At 69.8% G+C, this 21,337-nt stretch carries 14 protein-coding genes; 9 read left to right on the forward strand and 5 right to left on the reverse strand.

Annotation, left to right across the window (positions count from 1 at the left end; translation table 11 throughout):
- Positions 1 to 206: 206 nt before the first annotated feature.
- On the reverse strand, positions 207 to 665 hold the full coding sequence (locus tag QIY60_RS30890; protein WP_283145468.1) for an SUKH-3 domain-containing protein: 459 nt from the start codon (positions 663 to 665) through the stop codon (positions 207 to 209).
- Complete coding sequence (locus QIY60_RS30895; protein ID WP_283145469.1) at positions 666 to 9,542, reverse strand: SpvB/TcaC N-terminal domain-containing protein; 8,877 nt, start codon at positions 9,540 to 9,542, stop codon at positions 666 to 668.
- Positions 9,543 to 10,041: 499 nt separating this feature from the next.
- Here QIY60_RS30895 and QIY60_RS30900 point away from each other — a divergent pair, with 499 nt between their 5' ends.
- On the forward strand, positions 10,042 to 11,454 hold the full coding sequence (locus tag QIY60_RS30900; protein ID WP_283145470.1) for a PHB depolymerase family esterase: 1,413 nt from the start codon (positions 10,042 to 10,044) through the stop codon (positions 11,452 to 11,454).
- A 238-nt stretch (positions 11,455 to 11,692) separates the two neighbouring features.
- Here the strand turns inward: QIY60_RS30900 and QIY60_RS30905 are convergent, their stop codons facing one another.
- The gene (locus tag QIY60_RS30905) at positions 11,693 to 12,232 is read right to left on the reverse strand and encodes a CHRD domain-containing protein (protein WP_283145471.1); all 540 of its coding nucleotides are present in this window, start codon (positions 12,230 to 12,232) and stop codon (positions 11,693 to 11,695) included.
- A 477-nt stretch (positions 12,233 to 12,709) separates the two neighbouring features.
- Complete coding sequence (locus QIY60_RS30910; RefSeq protein WP_283145472.1) at positions 12,710 to 13,618, reverse strand: LysR family transcriptional regulator; 909 nt, start codon at positions 13,616 to 13,618, stop codon at positions 12,710 to 12,712.
- A gap of 120 nt (positions 13,619 to 13,738) precedes the next feature.
- Here QIY60_RS30910 and QIY60_RS30915 point away from each other — a divergent pair, with 120 nt between their 5' ends.
- The 8 genes from QIY60_RS30915 to QIY60_RS30950 all read left to right on the forward strand — a co-directional run bounded on the left by QIY60_RS30915 (position 13,739) and on the right by QIY60_RS30950 (position 20,428).
- Positions 13,739 to 14,470 (forward strand): SDR family oxidoreductase, encoded by a 732-nt coding sequence (locus tag QIY60_RS30915; RefSeq protein ID WP_283145473.1) that lies wholly within the window; start codon positions 13,739 to 13,741, stop codon positions 14,468 to 14,470.
- Between the two features lie 26 nt (positions 14,471 to 14,496).
- Positions 14,497 to 14,706, forward strand: coding sequence for a 4-oxalocrotonate tautomerase family protein (locus tag QIY60_RS30920; protein WP_283145474.1), 210 nt, complete (start codon positions 14,497 to 14,499; stop codon positions 14,704 to 14,706).
- Positions 14,707 to 14,976: 270 nt separating this feature from the next.
- Entirely contained in the window at positions 14,977 to 16,263 is a 1,287-nt protein-coding gene (locus QIY60_RS30925) for a phosphatidylserine decarboxylase family protein (protein ID WP_283145475.1), read from the forward strand.
- A gap of 10 nt (positions 16,264 to 16,273) precedes the next feature.
- Entirely contained in the window at positions 16,274 to 17,728 is a 1,455-nt protein-coding gene (locus QIY60_RS30930; RefSeq protein WP_283145476.1) for an aminotransferase class I/II-fold pyridoxal phosphate-dependent enzyme, read from the forward strand.
- 581 nt (positions 17,729 to 18,309) lie between these two features.
- On the forward strand, positions 18,310 to 19,047 hold the full coding sequence (locus QIY60_RS30935; protein ID WP_283145477.1) for a VOC family protein: 738 nt from the start codon (positions 18,310 to 18,312) through the stop codon (positions 19,045 to 19,047).
- 503 nt (positions 19,048 to 19,550) lie between these two features.
- Complete coding sequence (locus tag QIY60_RS30940; protein WP_283145478.1) at positions 19,551 to 19,724, forward strand: hypothetical protein; 174 nt, start codon at positions 19,551 to 19,553, stop codon at positions 19,722 to 19,724.
- 5 nt (positions 19,725 to 19,729) lie between these two features.
- Complete coding sequence (locus tag QIY60_RS30945) at positions 19,730 to 20,074, forward strand: metalloregulator ArsR/SmtB family transcription factor (RefSeq protein WP_283146126.1); 345 nt, start codon at positions 19,730 to 19,732, stop codon at positions 20,072 to 20,074.
- A gap of 180 nt (positions 20,075 to 20,254) precedes the next feature.
- Positions 20,255 to 20,428 (forward strand): DUF6126 family protein, encoded by a 174-nt coding sequence (locus tag QIY60_RS30950; protein ID WP_283145479.1) that lies wholly within the window; start codon positions 20,255 to 20,257, stop codon positions 20,426 to 20,428.
- A 355-nt stretch (positions 20,429 to 20,783) separates the two neighbouring features.
- Here the strand turns inward: QIY60_RS30950 and QIY60_RS30955 are convergent, their stop codons facing one another.
- Positions 20,784 to 21,131: a metalloregulator ArsR/SmtB family transcription factor gene (locus QIY60_RS30955; RefSeq protein ID WP_283146127.1), complete on the reverse strand. Its 348-nt coding sequence runs from the start codon at positions 21,129 to 21,131 to the stop codon at positions 20,784 to 20,786.
- Positions 21,132 to 21,337: the final 206 nt, after the last annotated feature.

A 21,337-nucleotide genomic window follows, 5' to 3' on the forward strand; every position in this document is an offset into this window, starting at 1 on the left:
CGTGCGCCGATCGAGCAGCTGCTCCAGCCGGTGGCCGCGTCGGCGTCCGCAGTGCTGCCGAGCACGAGGGGCTGCCCGGGGCCCGGTGGCGCGGACGGCCGCAGGGACGGAGCTCGTCGGTCACCGCGTGGACGGCGGCGAGCCCGTCGCAGCACGCCGCGCCGCCGAGGCGCTCCTCGCGGCCGACCGGTCCGGCCTCCTTCGTCTCACCCCGCGTCCGTCTCCGGATCCGCCGGGCTCAGCCGCTCCGCCGCCACCCCGACGATCAGGTGATCGAGGCCCAGGTCGCTGGGCCCCAGGAGCTGCACCCCGCTCATGAGCAGGTAGAGCACACCCTCCGCGTCGATCGCCAGGTAGAACTCTCCGTTGCCGTGCTCGCCCACCGGGAAGAAGGCGCGCCCGAACTGCTCGGACAGGTACGCGAACTTCTCCTCCTCCCCGTAGGCGAGATCCGGGTCGATCACGAACGGCTCACGTGCGCACGTGATGCCGGGCCCGCTGATCCGCACCCGGATTCCGCCGAATTCCCGGAGGAACTCCTCGGCCGCCGCGTGCAGGGAGAAGCCGCGCATGGACTTCCGCCAGGGCTCGATGTCCACGCGGCGGCCGGGGAACCACCCGGCCGCGCGAAGGACCCCTTCGACTTCGGGAGAGAAACGGGACACTCAATCACCTGTCAGGAATTCGATCTTGTAGTGGCGGACCAGTGGCTGGCAGCTCGGGCAGGGACCCATGGGCGCGAGATAGTCCGGGTGCCCCGGGGGGCGCACCTTGAACGCCGCGGCGGTGGACCCGGTCGGGTCATTGCCCTTCTGCAGGGTCTCCGCCAAGCATGTCACCAACCCGCAGCCCCCGTGGTTGCGTCCTCGCTCGCCCTCGGGAATGGCGTCGAGCAGCTTCTGGAGCTCCGCGGGCAGCTGGCGCGAGCCGCCTCCGCCGCCCGTGCTGGGGTGCGCGACGGGCGGCTGACCGGGAACGCCCAGAGACTCCGCCGCACCGGGCTGCTGCTTCCTCGGGAGTTGCGAGAGCTCCTTCGCCAGGTTCCTGGCCGCGGCTACGGTCTCTTCGGTGGCCGCGGCCGCGGGGGCCTCGGCCGCCGTGGCCGCCCGGCTCTGGAGGGCTGCGACCGCGCCCTTGCCGGCGCGCGTCCCCACGGCTGCGCCGACGCCGCCCGCGACGAGGCCGCCGACGGCTTGGCCGGCCCGGTCGGCGTATTCACGGTCGCTCAGTTTCCGGCCGGTCCACGCCTCCTTTCCGGTCGCCAGCGTGTAGCCCTCGGTGGCGACTCCGTAGGTGCCCGCCACCACGAGCGTCGTGGTGACCGCCGTGCTGGTCACCGCCGCCGCTGTCGCTCCTGCGGCCGCTCCCGCCAGTGCGCCTACTCCTGCCGCCGCGACGGCGGGCAGGGCGACGACGCCCACGGCGATGACCGCGCCGGCGACCAGGGCGATTCCGGCCCCCTTGGCCGCGCCCCAGGCCACATCGCGCCAGGTCCAGGAGGCCCCGGTCGGGTCGGTGAAGTTGGCCGGGTTGTTGTTGGCGTAGGTGTACGAGGCGAGGTTGGCGGGGGTGTAGACACCCCCGTTGGGCGAGCCGCCCAGGTAGCTGCCCAGCGCCGGGTCCGGCGACTGCCACACGCCCGAGCGCGGGTCGTAGTACCTGGCCCCGTGGTAGTAGTAGCCGGTCTCCTGGTCGAGTTCCTTGCCGGTGAACTGGTACGGGTTCTTCTCGCCGGGGCGCTCGTCGACCCAGGTCTCGCCGGAGGGGAAGTAGTTCAGGTGCTCGGCGAGGCGGCCGGTGCCGTCGGTGCCGAAGGACGTCGAGCCCAGGTGGTCGCCGTGGTAGAAGAACTGGTCCTTCTCGTAGGCGTCGCCGGGCCGGGACGTCTTCGTGGCGATCCGGGTGGTGCCGACGAAGACGTGCTTGAACTCGGTCTCGTTGCGCGCGGTGTAGTTCTGGTTCGGATACAGCGTGGTCTGGGCGCCGTCCTTGACGACGCGGTTTCCCTGGTCGTCGTAGCGGAACCGGACGGTCGGGGGCTTGCCGGGCGCGGTGCAGGAGGACGGGTCCTGGGGCTGCGTCTGGTTCTTGGCGGTGTCGTGGACGCAGGCCAGGCGGTTGTCCTCGTCCCAGATCTGCTGGCGGCGGGGGTTGCCCGGCGTCGCCGAGGCGCTGTCGACGAGGTTGCCGTTCGCGTCGTACGACAGGGTGTCGGGGCCGACCGTCGACGGTGCGTGCGGGCGGGTGCCGGCGAACGCGTAGGCGTGGTCGTAGGTGGTGTTCTTCTGGACCTGCTCGTTGCCGTTGTCGAGGACGATGCCGTGGTGCTGGTTCTTGCCGGTGATGTTGTGGATCGTGTCGTACGAGGTCGACACCGAGTAGGTGTCGGTCTTGTTCTTCATGAACCGGAACGAGCCGGTGGCCTCGGTGAGCCGGTAGAGGTTGTCGTAGGTGTAGGTCTGCTCGGTCGGACCGCCCAGCTTGGGGGTGGTGTCGGTGGGCAGTTCGGTGGCGTCGGCCTGCCGGGTGACGTTGCCGACGGCGTCGTAGGTGTAGCTGAGGTTCTGGAACTCGTGGCCGTCGGGCAGGGTGGACTTGAGTGTGGCCAGGCGCCGGTCCTCCGCGCCGTAGTCGAAGCGGGTCCGCGTGCCGTTGCCCAGCTCCATCAGCGCGCGCTGCTCGAACTTGTCGTAGTCGAGGCGCTTGAGGTAGGGGTAGCTGTAGCCGTTCTTGGTGCCGGTGGCCGTGCGGACCTGGCCGCCGCTGTCGTAGTCGTACGACAGCACTTCGCCGTCCGGATAGGTCAGTTGGAGCACGCGGCTGAAGCTGTCGTAGCGGAAGGACGTCTTGAACGAGCGGATGTGGGGGCCGGGGCCCGGCAGGGTGCGGGTCTCCTCGGTGACCTCGCCCAGCGGGCCGTAGCTGCGCAGGGTCTCGCCCGCCCCGTCCTCGACCTTGGTGATCCGGCCCGCGCCGTTGCCCGGTGCGTCGGGCCCGCCGTAGGTGTAGCGGACGTTGTTGCCGGTGAAGACCGGGTAGTCGATCTCCGTCAGGCGGTTGTGGTCATAGCCGTAGGTGATCGCCTGGTCCTTGGCCGCCAGGTTCGCGGTGACCCTGCGGATCACATTGCCCGCCGGGTCGTACGACGTGGTCGTCGTCCCCGCGTCGGGGCTGGTGACGGTGGTGCGCCGCCCGAAGTTGTCGTAGCCGGTGGTGGTGGCGTTGTTCTTGTCGTCGGTCACCCGGGTCAGCTGGCCGAGCGGGTCGTAGGCGTAGCTGGTCCAGATGGGCGCGTGGCCCGTCTTCGCGCCCGGCTCGCGCACGGAGGTCCGGCGCTGCCGCACGTCGCTGTAGGTCCGGGCCTGGTTGCCCTTGGCGTCGGTGGCCACCGTCTCGAACTGGCGGGTGCCGGAGCGGTCCTCACCGAATCCGTACGCCGTGCTGGTCACCGTGCGGTCGGGCAGCTCGGTGCGGACCGCCCGGTCCAGCACGTCGTACGCCGTCGTGGTCGGGCGTACGGTGTCGAAGGCCGTGTTGAGCTGCGTGTTCGCCGCGTCCTTCGGCTCCGTCACCGGGTAGTACTGCTGGACGGCGCGGCCCAGTGCGTCGTACACCGCGTGGCCGGAGACGGTCATCACGTCCGTGCCGCCGACCGTCGCGTCCTTCTTGGTCTGCACCACCCGGCCCAGACCGTCGGCGAAGGCGACGGTGTCGATGGTGTCGTCCTTGGCCGAGCCGTCGGCGGTGCGGTCGAGGTGGCGGGTCACGGCGTAGGGGACCGCGGCCTCGGGGTGGTACTCGAAGGCGATCGTCGGACGGCCCGCGGAGCGGTCGTTCGGGCCGGTGACCGAGGCGACCCGGCCCACGGCGTCGTACGCGGTGGCCAGCACCTGGCCGTTGATGTCCGTGGCGGTCAGCACCTGACCGAACCGGAGGTCGTACGTGGCCGTGGAGCGGTAGCCGAAGCTGTCGCGGGTGGCGGTGACGTATGTGCCGGTCGGCTCGTCGTACTCGTAGCCGCGCTCGTAGCGCTGCCCACGGTGGTTGGCCGGAGCCGTCACCGACTTGAGCGTGCCGTCGGGGTAGTAGGCGAGGTCGGTCACGGCCGCGGTGCCGTCCGCCAGTTCGGCGCGGTTGCGGGTGACGTTGCCGGTGTCGCAGTCCACCGTCGACTCGCGCGAGCGCATGAGGGTGCCGCCTCCGCGCACCTCCATGGCGCGGGGGACGCCGACGATGTGGGTGCCGGCGCATTCGGTGTAGCGCGTGGTGGTCTCGACGTCGTCCGCCGGGCCCTCCTCACCCTGGTCCAGGGTGCGCACCACGTTTCCGAGGCCGTCGTACGACAGCTGGGTGCCGGTCTGCTTGCCGGGCGCCGGCTTCCCTTCGTACCAGCGGGTCCGGGTCTGTGTGAGCTGCGGGAACACCGCCGCGGTGGTGGACCGCCCGTCCGTGTCCCGGCCGGAGGCCACATCGCGCAGCGTGTAGGTGCTCAGGCTCTCGGTGAACAGCGCCCCGGAGGCATCCGTGACCGTCTCCCGCTTGAGCAGGCCCCGGGTGTAGTGGCTGTCGGTGTCGTACTCGCTCGTGCTGGTCCGGTAGACCGCGCCGTCCTCGGTGAGTTCCCGGGCGGCCACGGAGCCGTACCCGAGGAACTCGCGCTCCAGGCGGTCGAACTTCCCGTCCTTGTACGAGAAGGTCACCGCACGGGTGTCGGGGCCGTCGCCGGGCAGGCCGTCGGCGACCTGGACCCGCGACATCAGCCAGCGCGAGCCCGGTTGGTCGTAGGTGTTGCCGTCGCGGGTGTAGTCCAGGTCGATCCGCGACCCCAGCGGCCGCTTGACGCTCTTGAGCAGGTTGGTGCGGCCGGTGCGGTTGGAGGCGACCGTGAGTTCGCCGTCCTTGGCCGAGGCCAGGTGGTCGGCGAAGCCGTCGCCGTCGATGTCGCGCAGCATCTGCTGGGCGCGTGACGCCCCGCTCGACAGGTTCACACCGGGGTTGATGATCAGGTAGCCGATCCCGGGGAACCCGATCGAGACGGTGAAGTAGACGCCGCCGCCGACCTTGGCGTTCACGTCGTTGTTGATGCCGTTCAGGCTGCCGTTGAAGGGCACGGGCTCGGCGAAGCCGTTGCCGGTGTTCAGCGCGACCTTGATGGGGTCCCCGGCGAACACCCGGTCGGCGAGGCCGTCGCCGTTGACGTCCATCAGGGAGTTCTTGGACGACGACGATCCCTGCTCGAAGGAGGCGCCGCCGGCGAAGCCGTAGAAGTCGGTGTTGAAGCCGATGTTGAGGCCCGCGCTGGAGCTGGAGCCCTCGTTGAGCTTGCCGCCGGGCCACGGTTCGGCGGCGGCGAAGCGGTATCCGAGGTTGAGGGCGGCGCGGCCGTCCTCGTAGACCCGGTCCGGAAGGCTGTCCCCGTTGATGTCGAGCAGGTCGAACCTGCCGTCCGAGGTGCCGGAGCCGAGGTTGCCGCCGACTCCGAGCGGGGGCATGTCATTGCCCGACGTCGCGGTGTTGGCCGTGTTCCAGCCGGGCGGATTCGCGTGGCCGCGGCCGGTGGTGATGGTGCGGGCCGCGCTGCCCGCACTGGCGTTGCCGGTGCGGGTGCCCGACTCGCGCACCGCGCCACCGGGCAGTGCGCCCCGGGTGGCGCCGAGCACGCCGGTCGGATCGGTGTACTGGATGCCGCCCGCCCCGACGGCATCGGGGTAGCCGTCGCCGTTCATGTCGACGTAGTCCAGCTCGCCCCTGGACGTGCCGGTGGCGATGCTGCCGCCGACGCTGCCCACCCCGCCGCCGAGGCTGCCGGTCAGCGAGAGCTGGGTGTTCCTGGACATCCGGGGGACGGCGTGCGCCGAGGCGAGCGCGCCGGCGGTGGGCAGCCCGATGCTCTGACCGCCGAAGCGGGAGCTGGAGACCGTGCCGGGCGCCACCCAGGAGAACTCTCCCGCACCCCATCGCCCGTGTTCGGGCTGCGGCGTGAACGGCACCACGGTCGGCGGCTTGATCCGGGGGTCCTTCTCGAACGCGTCCCGGTCCTTGTCCGGATCGACGTTCCGCGGCAGCTGGTCGCGGATCCCCTCACCGGTCAAGTCGGCCTGCTTGACGGGCTGTTCGGAGCGTTCCCGGTTGCCGTTGTAGCCGACCACGTCCCAGCCGCGGTACGGACGGCCGAAGACGCCCTCGGCGGCGGCGCCGTGCACCGTGGCGGGCACCGCCTCGCCGCCGACGGCCGCCGTATGTCCGGTGATCTTGCCGACCAGGGCCGCGTCGGCGACCGCGAAGTCGAAGTACAGCTGGTCGCCCGCCTCGGCGGACACCTCCACCCGGGGCGGCTGCGCGCCCAGTTCCACGGTCCGCTTGGCCAGCAGGACCCCGCGCTTCTTCACGGTGAACACGGCGCGTCCCGTGACGCCGTCGGCGGCCGTGAGACCCGGTGTGACGGTGAGCGTGCCGCCACCGGTGACCGTGTACGGGGCGGGCGGCGCGGTCGCGCTGCTGAGCGGATAGGTGTCGATGTCGTACGGCGGGTGGAACTCCAGCTTCGCGGCGTCGGCGTCCGCCACGCCCTCGGCGGCGGTGTACCGGGCCAGCGGGGTCCACTCCAGCGTGCCGACATCGATCGCCGAGTCGGTCTTGAGCCGCCACGCCAGCTCCTGCCCCTTGGTGACGGGAACCGCCACGTCGACCGGGACGGTGCCGCTGTCGCCGGCGGCGATCTTCTTCTCCAGGACCGGCTCGCCGCCGCGGGTGATCAGGACGGTGACGTCGTCGGTGGTGGCCGCCTTCTTCGTGACGTCGCCCGTCAGGTGCAGGGTGCCGGTGACGGGCGCGGGGAGGGAGGCGGCGCGCCCCGCGAGCGTGAAGTCCTTGGACGCGGTGTAGGAGCCGAGCGGCAGCCCGTCGGCGTCCGTCGCCTCGATTCCGGCATAGGTGACCTGGGGGTCCCAGGCGACCTGGTCGCCGGAGCCGTCGAAGACCGAGCCCACCCGGAAGTACAGCCGCTCGCCGCGCTTGACCTGGATCGCGTCCACGCCCTCGGGCGGGTGCGCGCCGTGGTCGCCGGCGGCTATGCGCGCCGCCCACAGCTCCCGGTCCTCGTGCTGGACCGCCACGCGCACACCGTCGGGATCGGCGAACTCCTCCCGTTCCCCGCTCGGCTGGGCCAGGGCGACCGCGCCGGTGACGCGCACCGTGCCGTCGTACGGCGCCGTCCACCGGCGCACACTGTCCACCAGCGGGAACGAGTCGATGCGCCGCTCGCGGTCCTTGCCGTAGTCGGGCAGCAGCCCGTCGGTGTCGACCCGCCCGGAGCCGATCGGCGCGGGTGTGTCGGCTGCGGCTCCGTACACCGGCGCGCCGTCCGCGCCGATCCGCCCGAACAGCACGGCCGAGCCGTTCACCAGGTCCGTGATGCCGTCGGCGTTGACGTCGGTGAAGTAGCGCCGGGTGGTGGAGAAGGTGTCGACATGGTCCAACTGGGCGGCCACGGCGCCCACATAGCCCTCGATGCCGATGGTGCGGGAGCTGGAGGTCTCGCTGAGGATGCCGGGGAGGTCGCGCAGCGCGGTGGTGCTGTCCGCGAACCGCGGCTGCCCGCCGGGCCGGGAGAGGTTCTTGCGGAAGACGTACCCGCCTCCGCTCTTGAACACCTTGTCCGGCAGGTTGTCGCCGTCGACGTCCATCAGGGCCAGCAGACCGTCGTCGGAACTCCTGCTGTAGCCCGCCTTGACGCCGACGGACCCGGACTTCTGGCCGGTCGTGCTGTACCCCACGTACAGATGGCCGCCGGCCGCGCGCGAGGTGTTGCCCTGGAGCGCACCGGCCTCGCCCGCCCCCGACTTCACTCCGTTCACCGCGCCGTTGCGCACGTTGTCGTCCGGTGAGGTCCAGTCGACCTTGGCGAACGCGTCGTAGGCGCCGCCGGCATCGCGGATGTCGTCGAAGTAGCCGAACTCGTGCCGGTTGAACGCCTTCCCGGCGGCGTCGTACTGCTCGACGCTCTTCAGGAGCGTCTTGCGGAACGCGCCCGTCTGGTAGGCGAATTCATAGCTGCGGACCGGCTTGTCCTCGAACTTGACCTCGACGCGGCGCAGCAGGTCGGCCGTCACCCGCTTGAAGCCGCCGCGCGCGTCGATCGACACGTCCGCGCGGCGCGGCTCGTCCAGCTCGCGGTCGCGCACGAAGGTGACGGTGTACGGACCGTCGGCGTCCCCGCGCCCGGCGTAGGCGACCTTCTTCACATACAGCTCGCGGCCCGCGACCGTGCCGCCCGCGACACCCGCGTCCTCGACCTTGGCGTACTGGTAGCGGACCGTGTTGCCGTTGGGGTCGCGTACTTCGCGCAGCGCCCAGTGGAAGCCGTTCCCGCCGTCGTCGGCGAGCGTCGCCCCCTCGCCGCCGTAGAACCAGCGGACGCCGGACTTGTCGGTGATCTCCCAGGAGTAGTTCCTGGGTGAGTCGCCCTTGCGGACGATGCGGTTGAATTCGCCCTCCACGCGCGAGTGGAAGACCTTGTCGGCCGTACGGGGCTCCGCCTTGCTCCGGTGTGCGACAGGGGTCAGCTGCTCACCGCTCATCGTGTACGTCTCGGTCTCGGCCTGCGCGTCATAGCGCGGGACACCCCACCGGGTGTCGATCCCGATGGAGGGTACGGCCAGGTCCCAGCCGTTGCCCAGCCAGCCGCCCTGCGCGACGGAGGAGTAGGTGACCGCGAGGGAGGGCTGCAGACCCGCCCGGCCCGCCGGAAGCTCCAGCGGATACGACAGCCGGGCCTCGCCCTGGCCGTTCGCGGCCGGGGCCGCGATCTGGTTCACGCCCGAGGCGGGATTGGCCGCCTGGATGCCCTTGATCTGCGTCGGATCGTACGAGATCTGCTCCGGGCCCTCCGGGGCGCTCACGGCCGCGTTCACCATGTCCGTGAAGTGGTCCGTGCGCGAGACGACGAGGTGGTTCTCCTCGTCGACCGAGACCCGGTCCAGCGCGCGCCAGCAGCCGCCCGCTTCGTCGAAGAAGAACGTGCGCACGTCCGCCGGCGCCATGCCGGTGGCCTTGAGGGCATCGGGGTCGTAGGGGAGCGAGACCGTGATGTCGCTGTCGAAGTGGTGCGGGGTGGGCGTGAACCGGTAGCCGCGGGGGCCCTTGGTCACGTTCTCCATACCGGCGCCGAGCCCGGGCACCTGCCCTTCGGCCAGCGGCTGAATGCCGACCTCGGTCGGGCTCGACACCGCTTCCGAGCCGAGGGCCGCCTCGGCGCCCTCGCGCCCGACCCGCTGGACGAGCCCGGTGCCGGGGGAGACCAGGGTCGTGGACGCGGGCGCGAGAGCGGTCTTCGGACCGGGCGCCGAGGCGTCGGTGACACCGCCCGGGATGCAGCCGCCCAGCGGTGGCGGAGCGGCGGCCGAGGCCTTAGAGAAGGGGGTCCGCGCGCCGCCGGAGAGAAGCGAGAACAGCAGGGCGATCCCCAGCACGATCGGCAGCAGTCTTCGGCGCCGCAGCACCTGATGTCTGAGCGCCTGACGTCTCCACACCCGAGCAGTCATCAGTTGGCCCCGGCCCCTTCACTTGGCGCGCGAATGGCGTTCGGTCGTTCCAGCGCACGCCGCGATGGCGTGCCCAGCAGTGACGAGCACGAAAAGAGGCACCGGCCACAACGGCCCGTGCCTGACCGGCCGGTGGCCGCGATCCCAGAGCAGGACGCATCCTGACTTACGTCATGCGCACGTCACCAGGCGCGATTCGGCCACTCTGTGAAGAGCCTGTGTGCAAGCTGAGAAACCGTGTGCGTCGACCCGAGGGACAGCGTGTCGGCCTCCGCGCCTGAAGCCGTGCCGTATGTCGGCAATGGTGACGTGCACCACGTGAGGCCCGTGGAGTGTGTCGCGCCCCCACGTCGCAACGCCGGGCGAGCGCTCCCAAAATTGCGGAACCCACCGTCGCTTGGAGCCGCACATGCATGACCTGAAGGGCATCAACGTCAGAAAACTACTCGTGGCAGTGTCGGCGGCAATCGCCTTGTCCATAAGCCCGGTTACTGATGCCGTGGCCGCTGCCCCTGCCCCCACCGAGGGATTGTTGCAGCCCCTCGACATCGACTCGGTCTATGCGTCCGGGGTTTCGTCCGGTGGGTTCCTGGCCAACCAGCTGCATGTCGCGCACTCCGAAGTCTTCAAGGGGGTGGGGATCTTCTCCGCGGGCCCGTACGACTGCGCGCAGGCCGGCCTCACCACCGCCTTGTACGCGTGCATGGACACGTTCATGCCCCGCAAGACTCCCGCGCAGCTGGAACAGGAGACCCGCGACCGGGCGTCGTCCGGCAGCGTCGACCCGGTCGACAACCTGTCCGGCGCCCCCGTCTGGCTCTACCACGGCAGCTCGGACCAGACCGTGGACCGTACGGTGAACGACGATCTCGCGACCTACTACCGCGACTTCGGCGCCGATGTCTCCTACGACACCGCATCGAACGCCGGACACGCCTGGGTCAGCCCGCTCGGCGAGGTGTCCTGCACCTCAACAGCAGCGCCCTACCTGAACAACTGCGGCGGCGACCCCGAAAAGGACATGCTCACCCACCTGCTCGGCAGCGTGCGGCCCGCCACCACAGGCCCGCTGACCGGCAGACTCGTCCAGTTCGACCAGAACGCGTACGCGCCCGGCGGAAGCGCGTCCGCGATCAGCATGGGCAACGAGGGATTCGCCTACATCCCGCAGTCCTGCGAGACGGGTGCGCCGTGCAGGCTGATGGTGGCCCTCCACGGCTGCTACCAGTACTACGGGCTGATCGGCAACAAGTTCATGGCCCAGGCCTACCTCGACGAGTACGCCGACACGAACAGCATGGTCGTCCTGTACCCCCAGGCCACCACCGCGAGCGACAACCCCCGCGGCTGCTGGAACTGGTGGGCGTACGGCGGTGACACCCACTACGCCGACAAGGGCGGCAGACAGATCACCGCGATCACGAACATGGTGAACGCGATCGCCGGCACCCCCACCACGCCGGCGCTCCCCGCCCCGACCGGCCTGACCCTCACCGGCACCACCGCGAACTCGATATCGCTGACCTGGAACCCCGTCGCGGGAGCGGCCTCGTACAACATCTATCGCGACGGCAGCAAAACCCACACCACCCCGCTCGGCGGCACGACCTACACCGACAGCGGCCTCGCCTCCGGAACCGCCTACGCCTACACGGTTGCCGCCGTCGGCAATTCCGGTGCGGTCGGCCTCCGTTCAGCCCCGCTTACGGCGACGACCACAGCGGCAACACCGCTGCCCAACTGCTGGACCACGGACAACGTCTCGCACAACCTGGCCGGGCGGTCCTACTTCATCGGTGACAAGAGCTACGCGATCGGCACCGGGCAGTACATGGGCCTCCACACCTCGACGGCCCTCAGCAGCCTGCACCTGCGCTCGCCCGGCTCCTGGGAGGTCGTACCGCACTGCTGACGAGAGGCACGCGAAGGCGCCCGAAGCCATCCCCATGGGCTGGAAAGGGGGTACCGGCTGAGGGAGGCTGCGGTGACGGGAGCTCGCCTGCCCCAGGAATGCCGCGGCGGCCTCCACCAACCGGTCGTCGTCGAGCCGCAGGGGTCGGGGTCCGGCTCCGGGATGAAACGACGAGCTCGGAGCTCGGACGCCCGCGATGGCTTCGACGCCGCTGCTCAAGTCGACAGCGGACAGTGCCCTATCTGAGCTGACCTCGGATCTCGCCGCCCGGGTGAGCCGCGGTGTGCACGTTGGCGTACGTCTTGCCGGCCCGGATCGCGGCGACGAGTGCGGCGAAATCTCCGGGGGCGATACCCTGCCCCGCCGGGCCGACGACAGCAGCGGGCTTGATGGTGCCCGTGACCGTCCCCCCTGTCGCAGGGCAGACCGGAGTACCGGCGGGTGCGCCGCTGCCCGGGCCGGCGCAGAGAAAGGCACTGACCCCACCGCTCTGGGCCCTGCCGCCGAAGTGGATGTGCGACTGCGTCACGGTCCCGAGCTTGGCGTAGGTGAGTCGGTACGAGATCTCCTGCGCCTTGTCGTTGACCACGGCCTTCAACATCCCGCTCCCAGCCGTGGAGAGGACGAGCGGGTCCTCTTCGTAGCCGGTGAGCCGAGCATGGAAAACACTTTGCCTTGAGGAGGCAGAGCTGTCCGCCGCACTGCTGGAAGCAGTGGCCGCCACCGTGCCACCGACGGCGATGGCGGTGGTGAGGGCGACGAGTTTGAACGATCGCATAGAGAACATGCCTTTCCTGTTTCGCCCCCGGCATACCGCGTGATCTGTTCCCCTCGACAAGCGGCGTCAGTCAGGCAGCCCACGAACGAGTGACACCCGGCGCGCGGCCCTCGATGCCCACCACATCCCGGAACCGGGCGATCGGCGTGGACCGCCCATGCCCCACCGTCCACTGCGAGGCGATGGCACGAGCCTCCGGCCGGACCGCCATCCGCGCCCATATGTCACCGCCACATCTTCGATGGGGGACCGTGATCAGCCAGGGGCGGGAGAACTTCGGTGCACGTCTGACCAAGCTGTTGCGCCGGTCGGCGTCGCCGGACTCGCCGGGAGCCCGGGGCGGTGGAAGTGAGCAAGCGTCCTTGCAGGTCGCATCGCGGATCCTGACTGAGAACGGCGCCTGCCCGTCCGCCACCGGCGGGCGGGCGCCTGTCCCCCCCCAGCCACCTGCCTGGCAGGTGGCTGGTCGCTGGATGTCTAAACCCCGTGGGGGTCTTCGAGACGGCCCACCAGCTCCTCGACGAAGGCGTCCAGGTGGGGCGGGAGCTCGCCGGTGCGGGTGGCGCAGAACCAGGTGCGGGTCAGCGGCTCGGCGCCGATCTGCACCAGGGCCAGGCCGTGAGAGGCCGTGTAAGGGGCGGCCACCCAGTTGGGCAGCACCGTCACGCCCTGGCCGCCCGCCACCATCTCGACGACCAGGTCGGTCACCACGGGCATCGTGGTGATCCGGCCGGGCCGGGCCCCGACGGGGATCGGCAGCGGCAACGACGGGATGCGCTTTTGGTCGTAGAAGTCGTAGAGGACCATGTCGACGCCGTCGAAGTCACGGGCGGTCAGATACTTGCGGGCGGCCCACGGGTGCCCGGTCGGCACCACGGCCACCATCTCGTCGTCGAAGAGCCGGGTCAGGGACACCCGGTCCATCTGCACATCGGGTTTGGTGACGAGTGCGACGTCGACCAGGTCGGCGAGGAGCGCCGGGACCGGCGCGTCGTCGGCGACGGTCTCGATGCGCACGTCGATGTCCGGCTCGCGCTCACGGAAGGCGCGCAGCACGGGCGGCAGCCACGGGAAGGTGGTGCTGCACTGCGCGGTGAAGCGGACCCGCCGGTCGCGCCCGTCGCGGATCTCCCGCAGGTCGCGGGTGGCCGACTCCAACTCGCCGAGGACGTGGCGGGCCGCGACCAGCAGTCGGCGGCCCGCGGCGTTCGGCACCAGCCGACGGCCCTCGCGGTCGAACAGCGGCATGCCGAGACGCGCTTCCAGCCGGGTCAGCCGCTGGCTGAGGGCGGGCTGGCTGACGTAGAGCCGCTCGGCGGCGGCGGTCAGCGAGCCGGCTTCGGCTGTGGCGTCCAGGAGCTCCAGGTCACGCAGGTCCACGTCCATAACGCTGGATTATTACATGCTCCAAATTCCGTCGTGGTGTTATGAGTTGAGGGCTCATAGGTTCTGGGTGTCGGCCGGACGAACCGGTCCGCCGATCCACTCCGAAAGGCACACAGACCCATGACCACTGCTCTCATCACCGGATCCTCCAGCGGTATCGGCCTCGACATCGCCCGGGCCTTCCTGGCGAGCGGCGCGAACGTCGTCCTCAACGGCCGGGACGCCGACCGCCTCGCCAAGGCCGCCGCCGGTCTCGGCCATCCGGAGCGGACGGCCTGGGTCGCGGGCAGCATCGCCGCCCCGGAGACGGGCGCAGCCCTCGTCCGTACGGCGCTGGAGCGCTTCGGCCGCATCGACGTCCTGGTCAACAACGCCGGCACCTTCGCCCCCAAGCCCTTCACCGAGGTCACCGAAGACGAACTCGACGGCTACCTGACAGGCAATCTCAAGGGCACCTACCTCACCACACAGGCGGTCGTACGGGCCCTGCGCGCGCAGGGCCGGGGCGGAAGCATCGTCAACATCGGCACCGTGCTGGTGGACCACGCGCTGGCGGGCTTCCCGGCGTCCGCGCCGGTGGTCAGCAAGGCCGGTGTGCACGCGCTGACGACGAGCCTGGCCGCCGAACTCGCCGCGGACGGCATCCGCGTCAACCTCGTGTCGCCCGGAATCGTCCGCACCCCGCTGCACGCGGGCTCCGACGTGGACTCCTACGGCGGGCTCGCCCTGCTGAACCGGGTCGGAGAGGTCGCCGAGATCTCCGACGCCGTGCTGTACCTCGCGGGCGCCGGGTTCGTGACCGGGCACGCCCTGCGCGTGGACGGCGGCCACGTCACCGGCCGCCGGATCTGACCGTCCCCACCCGAAGGAGAACCACCATGCCGTACGTCAACGTCAAGATCACCCGCGAAGGCGCGACCGGCGCCCAGAAGGCCGAGATCATCGCGGGGGTGACCGACCTCCTGGTCAAGGTCCTCGACAAGGACCCGGCCACCACGTTCGTCCTCATCGACGAAGTCGCCTTGGAGGACTGGGGCATCGCCGGCATCCCCACCGACGAATACCGCCGTCGCCAGGCCGGCGCCTAGGGGGTGTGCCGCGTCCGTATCACGAGTGCGCCACGCGCCGTGCTCGTGTCGGACTGCAAACAGCCACGCCTGGATGGCCAGATTGTCGTCGTTTCAGGGATTCCCCGGCTTTGGGAAGATGCTCGGCGGGACCCGGAGACTCGGGGGCGCGGTGTGCGCTGTTCCGGGTGTGCAACCGGGAACAGCGCACACCGGACCGTGCCCGCGGTCAACCCTCGACCTCAGCGGCATCCGGCAGCCCACTTGGATCGATCAGTGAGGAGTACGGTCATGACCACGGTCGTCACACCGCAGGAACTCCACGCGCGATACCAGAACACCTTTGGCAGGGTGGGCGGTTACCTGCCCCGCAACCCCGCCGCGATCGACGAGTTCCACAAGGGGCTCGCCCCCCGGGCGGCGGACCTCAAGGAGGAGCTCCACTCCTCCGTACAGGAACTCGCGGACGTTCTCCACTCCGACGGTGTACTCCGTATGTACGTGCAGAACATGCTTCGGGAAGTCCCGCAGGAGCACCGGCACATTCACACCGTCGACGAGCTGATCCAGTATCTGAACGTCGTCGTGAAGTGGGCGCCCTCCTACGACCGTGACCCCCTCAAGCAGATCTTCCTGCCCATGTCCGCGCTCTTCGGCTATATGCGGCTGACGCCGTCCGGGGGATCGGTCTTCCGCAACCAGGCGTTCGGCGAGAAGCTGCACGGGATCCTGAAGGCCTGGTGCGCGTACCTGGACAGCCCGGAGAGCGCCCATGTGCTGAACACGCGGGACTGGTTCTCCCAGTCCGCGATCGAGCTGAACCGGCTGTACGAGTACGAGTGTTGGAACCACCGCGAGAAGGATCACTGGGGCTTCACGTCCTTCAACGACTTCTTCCACCGCCCCGTCCAGGACGAGTTCCGGCCGCTCGCGGGCAACGGCGATCCGTCGGTCATCGTGGCCCCGAACGACGGCACGGTCTACAACATCCAGCGCAATGTGCCCAGGAGCGCCGACTTCTGGCTCAAGGGGCAGCCGTACTCGCTGGAGAACATGGTGTACGGGCCGCAGTGCAAGGACGAGTACGTAAGCGCTCTGGTGGGCGGTGACGTCTACCAGGCCTTCCTCTCCGTCAACAGCTTCCACCGCTGGAACGTGCCGGTGGACGGGACGATCGAGCACCTGGAGATCGTGCCGGGCTATCCCTTCAGCCACGTCGAGTCGGCGAGCCCCGATCCGGCCACCTACACCCATTCCCAGGGCTACCAGGCGCATGTCAGCACGCGCGGCCTCGCGTTCATCAGGACGGGCTCCGAGCTCGGCAACCGCCTGGTGTGCGCCGTGGTGATCGGGATGGAGGAGGTCTCCTCGATCTCCTGGAACCCGAAGATCAAAGTCGGTGCGTCCGTGGCCAGGGGCCAGGAGCTGGGCTGGTTCAGCTACGGCGGGTCCAGCATGGCCCTGGTCTTCCAGCAGGGCGTCGTCGACGAGTTCACCGTGCCGTTCAACAACCCCGACCAGCATCCGGACGACGGTCCGACGGTCTTCGTCAGGTCGCAGATCGCCCGGGCGCGTTAGGAGAAGGACCATGGCCTCGCACCCGAAGAGTCCCAGCACGCGGCCCGGCATCCAGGGCAGGTCCACGGACGAACTGCTCGCACTGCTCGCCGCTGCCGCCGACCCCGAGCGGCGGCTGGCCGCCCACCAGGAACTGTTCCCGGACGTGACCAATCTCGCCACGGCGGAGAACGTCCTGGTCTATCCGTCCCTGCGGGAGCACGTGTTCAGCGCGCTCGGCACCATCGAGGGGCAGGACGCCAAGTACACCACGGCCTACGGCAGCGAGTCCTTGCGCAAAGGCATCGCCGATATGCTCCGGCCCCTGTTCTCCCAGGAGCTCGACTGGCGCGACGTCTTCGGCACCTCGGGCGTCTCGGCCGCCCTGGAGTGCCTGGCGTTCGCGCTCAAGGACGCCGACGTCCTGCGCGACGGCGACCGCGTACTGCTGCCGGCCCCCTACTGGCAGGGCTTCAACTGGTGCTTCGAGCAACGGCCCGGACTGCTCTGCGTCCCCGCCCATCTGAAGGACAAGGGCGCGGAGAACTTCGAGCTCACGCTGGAGGATCTCAAGCACGCCTACCGCACCCAGCCGGAGCAGCCGAAACTCCTCGTCCTCACCAACCCCAACAACCCGCTGGGCGTCAACTACGAGAAGGAACTGCTGGAGGAGATCTACACCTGGGCCCTCACGGAGACGGGGATGCACATCATCTCCGACGAGATGTACGCCCACTCCCGGCTGACCGGTTCGGCGCCGGAGTTCGTCAGCGCGCTCGCCCTCGACGCCTACCGCGAGATCGACGGGGCGCGGGAGCGGGTGCACGTGGTCTGGGGGTTCGCCAAGGACTTCGGGATGTCGGGCTTCAAGGCGGGGGTCATCGTCTCCAGGTCGCCCGCGGTCCACCTGGCCATGACGGGCGTGCCGGACAAGCAGGAGACGCTGTCCTGGTTCAGCCCGTTCGACTCGCTGAAGCACTTCGTCATCGGCCGGATGCTCCAGACCCGTGTCGGCGACAAGAGTTACCCCTTGGAGCTGATGGAACAGTACCGCGGGCTGCTGACCACGGCCTGCGACACCGTCCGCCGCGAGCTCGACAAGCACGGATTCACCTATCGCTTCCGGAAGGGCCAGAACACGGCGCAGTTCCTGTGGCTCGATCTGCGCCGGTACCTGCCGAAGCTGGACGCGCCGGAGATCCCCGCGCACGCGGGCCCGCACTTCCCGCAACCCGACCGGATCCCGGGCGAGTTCGCGGGGGAGGGCGGCAAGACGGATGCCGTCACCCTGCCGCTGCTCTTCCCGGAGATCGACAGCCGGGAGGAGTGGCTGCGCTGGGCCCTCGCCAACCACGCGCAGGTCCAGCTCCTGCCGGGCCAACTGCTCTCCTGCGCCGAACCCGGCTACTTCCGGCTCTGCTTCACGGCCGTCGAAACCCCGGAGGTCGTGAAGTCGGTGCAGCGAATGGCGGCGTTCCTCCACTGACCGGGGTACGGCCGCAAGGCACCCGCCGACCGGCGGGTGCCTTGCGCGACCGGCGAATTTCGATTCGGCGCGCCTCCCGAAGGACGTGTTCGACAACTGTGGGTGATGGTGGGCCAGGGCGCGGCGCCGCGCTCGGCCGGACTGCTCCACGGCGAACAGCCGGATCGTGCTGACCGCCTGGCAGTTGGTCCGGCTCGCGCCAGGACGCCAAGTGTTCCGGCGAGCCGACCACGACGCACCCGAGGTGATGGAAGGGATCCGTATCGGCTAGGAGTCCAAGGAGTCCTCCGCCCGGGGCCGCAGGGAGCGGGACGCCGCAGGGGCCGTCGAGGTCCAGCAGCTGTCGCACGAGAAGCGCGGCGCCACCGGTGGCGAGCAGTGCAGCACGGCCAAAGGGCCGGCCCGCCGATAAGCCGCACGATGGTGCCGTCGGACAACCACACGCCGCGGCCGCGGCCCGGGCTCGCCTTCGTTGACGAGGACTCGCACAGTCTCGACGAGGGTGACGACGGTCAGTACCGGGCCGAGCACATGCCTGATCGCGGCCGGCCGGGCCGGCGGCAGCTTCTAGAATCTGCGACATGGCAACACGACTTGTGCAGATCAATATGAAGGCCCAGGACGACTCCGTGCTCGGCCGGTTCTGGGCGGAGGCACTCGGTTGGGGTGTCGACAGCGAGGGGCCCGGGGTGACCAACCTCGAACCTGTGGGCTTCGCCTACCCCGACCCCGTGGCCGTCTGCATCGACATCATCACCCGCCCGGAACCCAAAACGGTCAAGAACCGGGTGCACCTTGATCTGGCCACCACCTCGACCGCCCATCAGGCGGAGTTGGTCGCACGCCTGAAGGATCTCGGCGCGACGCTCGCCGACGTGGGTCAGGGCGACGTCCCCTGGACGGTCATGGCCGACCCGGAGGGCAACGAGTTCTGCGTCCTGGAGCCCCGCCCGGTCTACCGGGACACCGGGCCGATCGCCGCGGTGGTGGTCGACTGCACCGACCCACGAGAGTTGGCCCGGTTCTGGGACGAGGCGATGGACTGGACGCTGTACGAGGTCACCGACGACCACGCGACCATGCGCTCCGCCCAAGGCGTCGGCCCCTACCTGGAGTTCCTGCGCACCCCCGACACCAAGAGCGTGTGGAACCGCGTCCACCTCGACGTCTGCCCCTACCCCGGTGACGACCTGGCAGCAGAGGAAGCCCGACTGCGCGCCCTGGGAGCCACCGACCCCGGTATCGACCAGTCCACCATCTCCTGGACGGTTCTGGCCGACCCGGAAGGCAACGAGTTCTGCCTCCTCACCCCTCGCTGACCCTGAGCAACGGCTCCGGCCGGTTTCGGGTCAGCGGCGCAGACCGCGTGGCGTCAGCGCAGGCCGCCGGAGACGGGGATGGTGTCCCCGGGTGATCCAGCGCGCGTCATCGGACGCCAGGAAGACCACGAGCGGGCCGTAGCCGGCGGTGCCGGTACGGCCCCCGCCGCCCGCTGGTCCTCGGCCACCATGGACAGCCCGCCCCGCCCCCGGAACGGGCTGTCCATCGGGCGGCCGCCCCTGTGACGCCCGGTCAGGTCAGGCATGGCTGGGGAGATCCATCGAGCATGTGCGGGTAACTCCCGATCCGCCAGGCCGAACGGACCGCACCGCCGCCGACCTGGCTCAAGCAGCCACGATCGCGCCCCGTCAGCCGACCGCTTGCGCCCGGGATGCCGTACCGACTGCGCGCTGCGTCCGTCAGCTGCCTGTGGTCTAGAATTGAAGAGTTCTTCAATTCGGCAGTTGCCGTGGTGGGCAAGTCGTGGAGGAAGCGGTCAGCGATGGGCGGGTTCGCCGAGGCGGTGCGAGAGCGCGTGCGCAGGGCGCGGGAGGTCCTGGAGGCTGCCTTGGAGGCGAAGGACGTCTACGAGGTGTCGCTGGCACAGGGCGAGCTGGAAGATGCGCTGCGGCTGGCCCGGAAGCACGGGATCGACGTCCGGGCGGAGGAAGGGTGATCGCAGTGCCGGTCCCGCTGTACGAGGCGAAGGCGGAGTTCTTCCGGATGCTCGGGCATCCGGTCCGCATCCGCGTACTGGAGCTGCTGCAGGACGGCCCGCTGCCGGTGCGGGATCTGCTGGCGGCGATCGAGATCGAGGCGTCGAGCCTCTCCCAGCAGCTGGCCGTGCTGCGGCGCTCCGGGATCGTGACCGCGACCCGGGAGGGCTCGACAGTGGTGTACGAGCTCGCAGGTGGGGACGTCGCTGAGCTGCTGCGGGCCGCGCGCCGGATTCTGTCCACGCTCTTGGCCGGACAGCAGGACCTGCTCGCGCAGCTGCGCGAGGCGGACAAGGCGGCCTCATCGTGATGAGGACGTGCCGGTTTCGGCCGTGGCCGAGGAGGAATCCGGTGGCGGCGGTGGCGTACGCCAGGCTGCGGGTACGGCGGCACATGCCGGCCGTCCGACAGGGCGGGGAGATCGTCCTGCATCCGGCTCCGGAGCCCCGCGCACCGACCCGCCTACAGAGATGATCTTGGAGATGATGAGATGAGCGACGAGAGGACCGAGCGGCCGGTGCTCGGGAGGAACGCGGCGAGGGATGAGGAGGATCGGAAGGAGAGGGGAGTCGCGCTGCGGGCCTTCTTCTACATTTTCGGCACCCATCTGTTCGCCGGCTTCGTGTGGCTGCTCTTCTATGTCGGCGAGCACGCGCACAAGTAGCGGCTGACCACGTACGAACGACCGCTCGTGTGCGACATGCCGACCTCGCTCCATGGCCCTGGCGCTACGTGATGAAGGACTCAGCGTCTGCCTTGCCTACGCCATCCACACGGGCCGCAGGACGCTGATGCCGGCCGGCAGGGGGGCCGGTCGTGTTCGGGTCGGCCGGGCACGGCCACCGGTTCGGTCTGCCGCAGCTCGCGCTGCCCGCTCATCAGCATGCTCTTCCCGCGCGGCGGCTGGAATTGCCCGGCGGTAGCCGTGCGGGTTCGAGGACCTCCGGAGAGGAAACGGCTGTCCCCGCTGCCGGAGCGCGGAAGCGGGGAGCGGGGACAGCCGTCGCCTGCGGGACGGGTCAAGCCCGCTTGCCACCTGGTTCGGCCGCCTGCAGATCGGCCAGCAGCTCGGCCTGCCCGGCCAATACCCCCGACAGGATGCCGCGGGCCACCCCGAGCAGCTCGGCAATGTTCGGGCTGGTCAGCGTGTAATAAACGGCTGCGCCCTCCCGGCGGGACACCACCAGGCCGGCCCGGCGCAAGACAGCCAGCTGCTGGGACAGATGCGTTGCCTCGCAACCGACCTCGGGCAGCATCTCCGATACCGCGTGGTCGCGCTCGCTCAACAGCTCCAGGACCCGGATACGGACCGGATGCCCCAGCGTCTTGAAGAACTCGGCTTTCAGCTGGTACAGCGGCGTACTCATCGAACCTGCCTCTCGGTTGGCCACGAGCGCACCCAGCATCGCATCCACCTACACGTTGTCGTCATGAGGATCATCTTCCGGCGAGAAGTCCGAAGATCCAAAGAGAGGGGAGTGTCCGAAGCGAGTCAGACGGGGCCGCGGCGTGAGGTCCCGTCGGCGTGCGACGAGCGCCGCCGTCAGCCGCTTTCGTCGGTGGTCGCTGCAGT

The sequence above is a fragment of the Streptomyces sp. BPTC-684 genome, from assembly GCF_030028635.1.
In the GTDB taxonomy this organism is placed as follows: Bacteria; Actinomycetota; Actinomycetes; order Streptomycetales; family Streptomycetaceae; genus Streptomyces; species Streptomyces noboritoensis.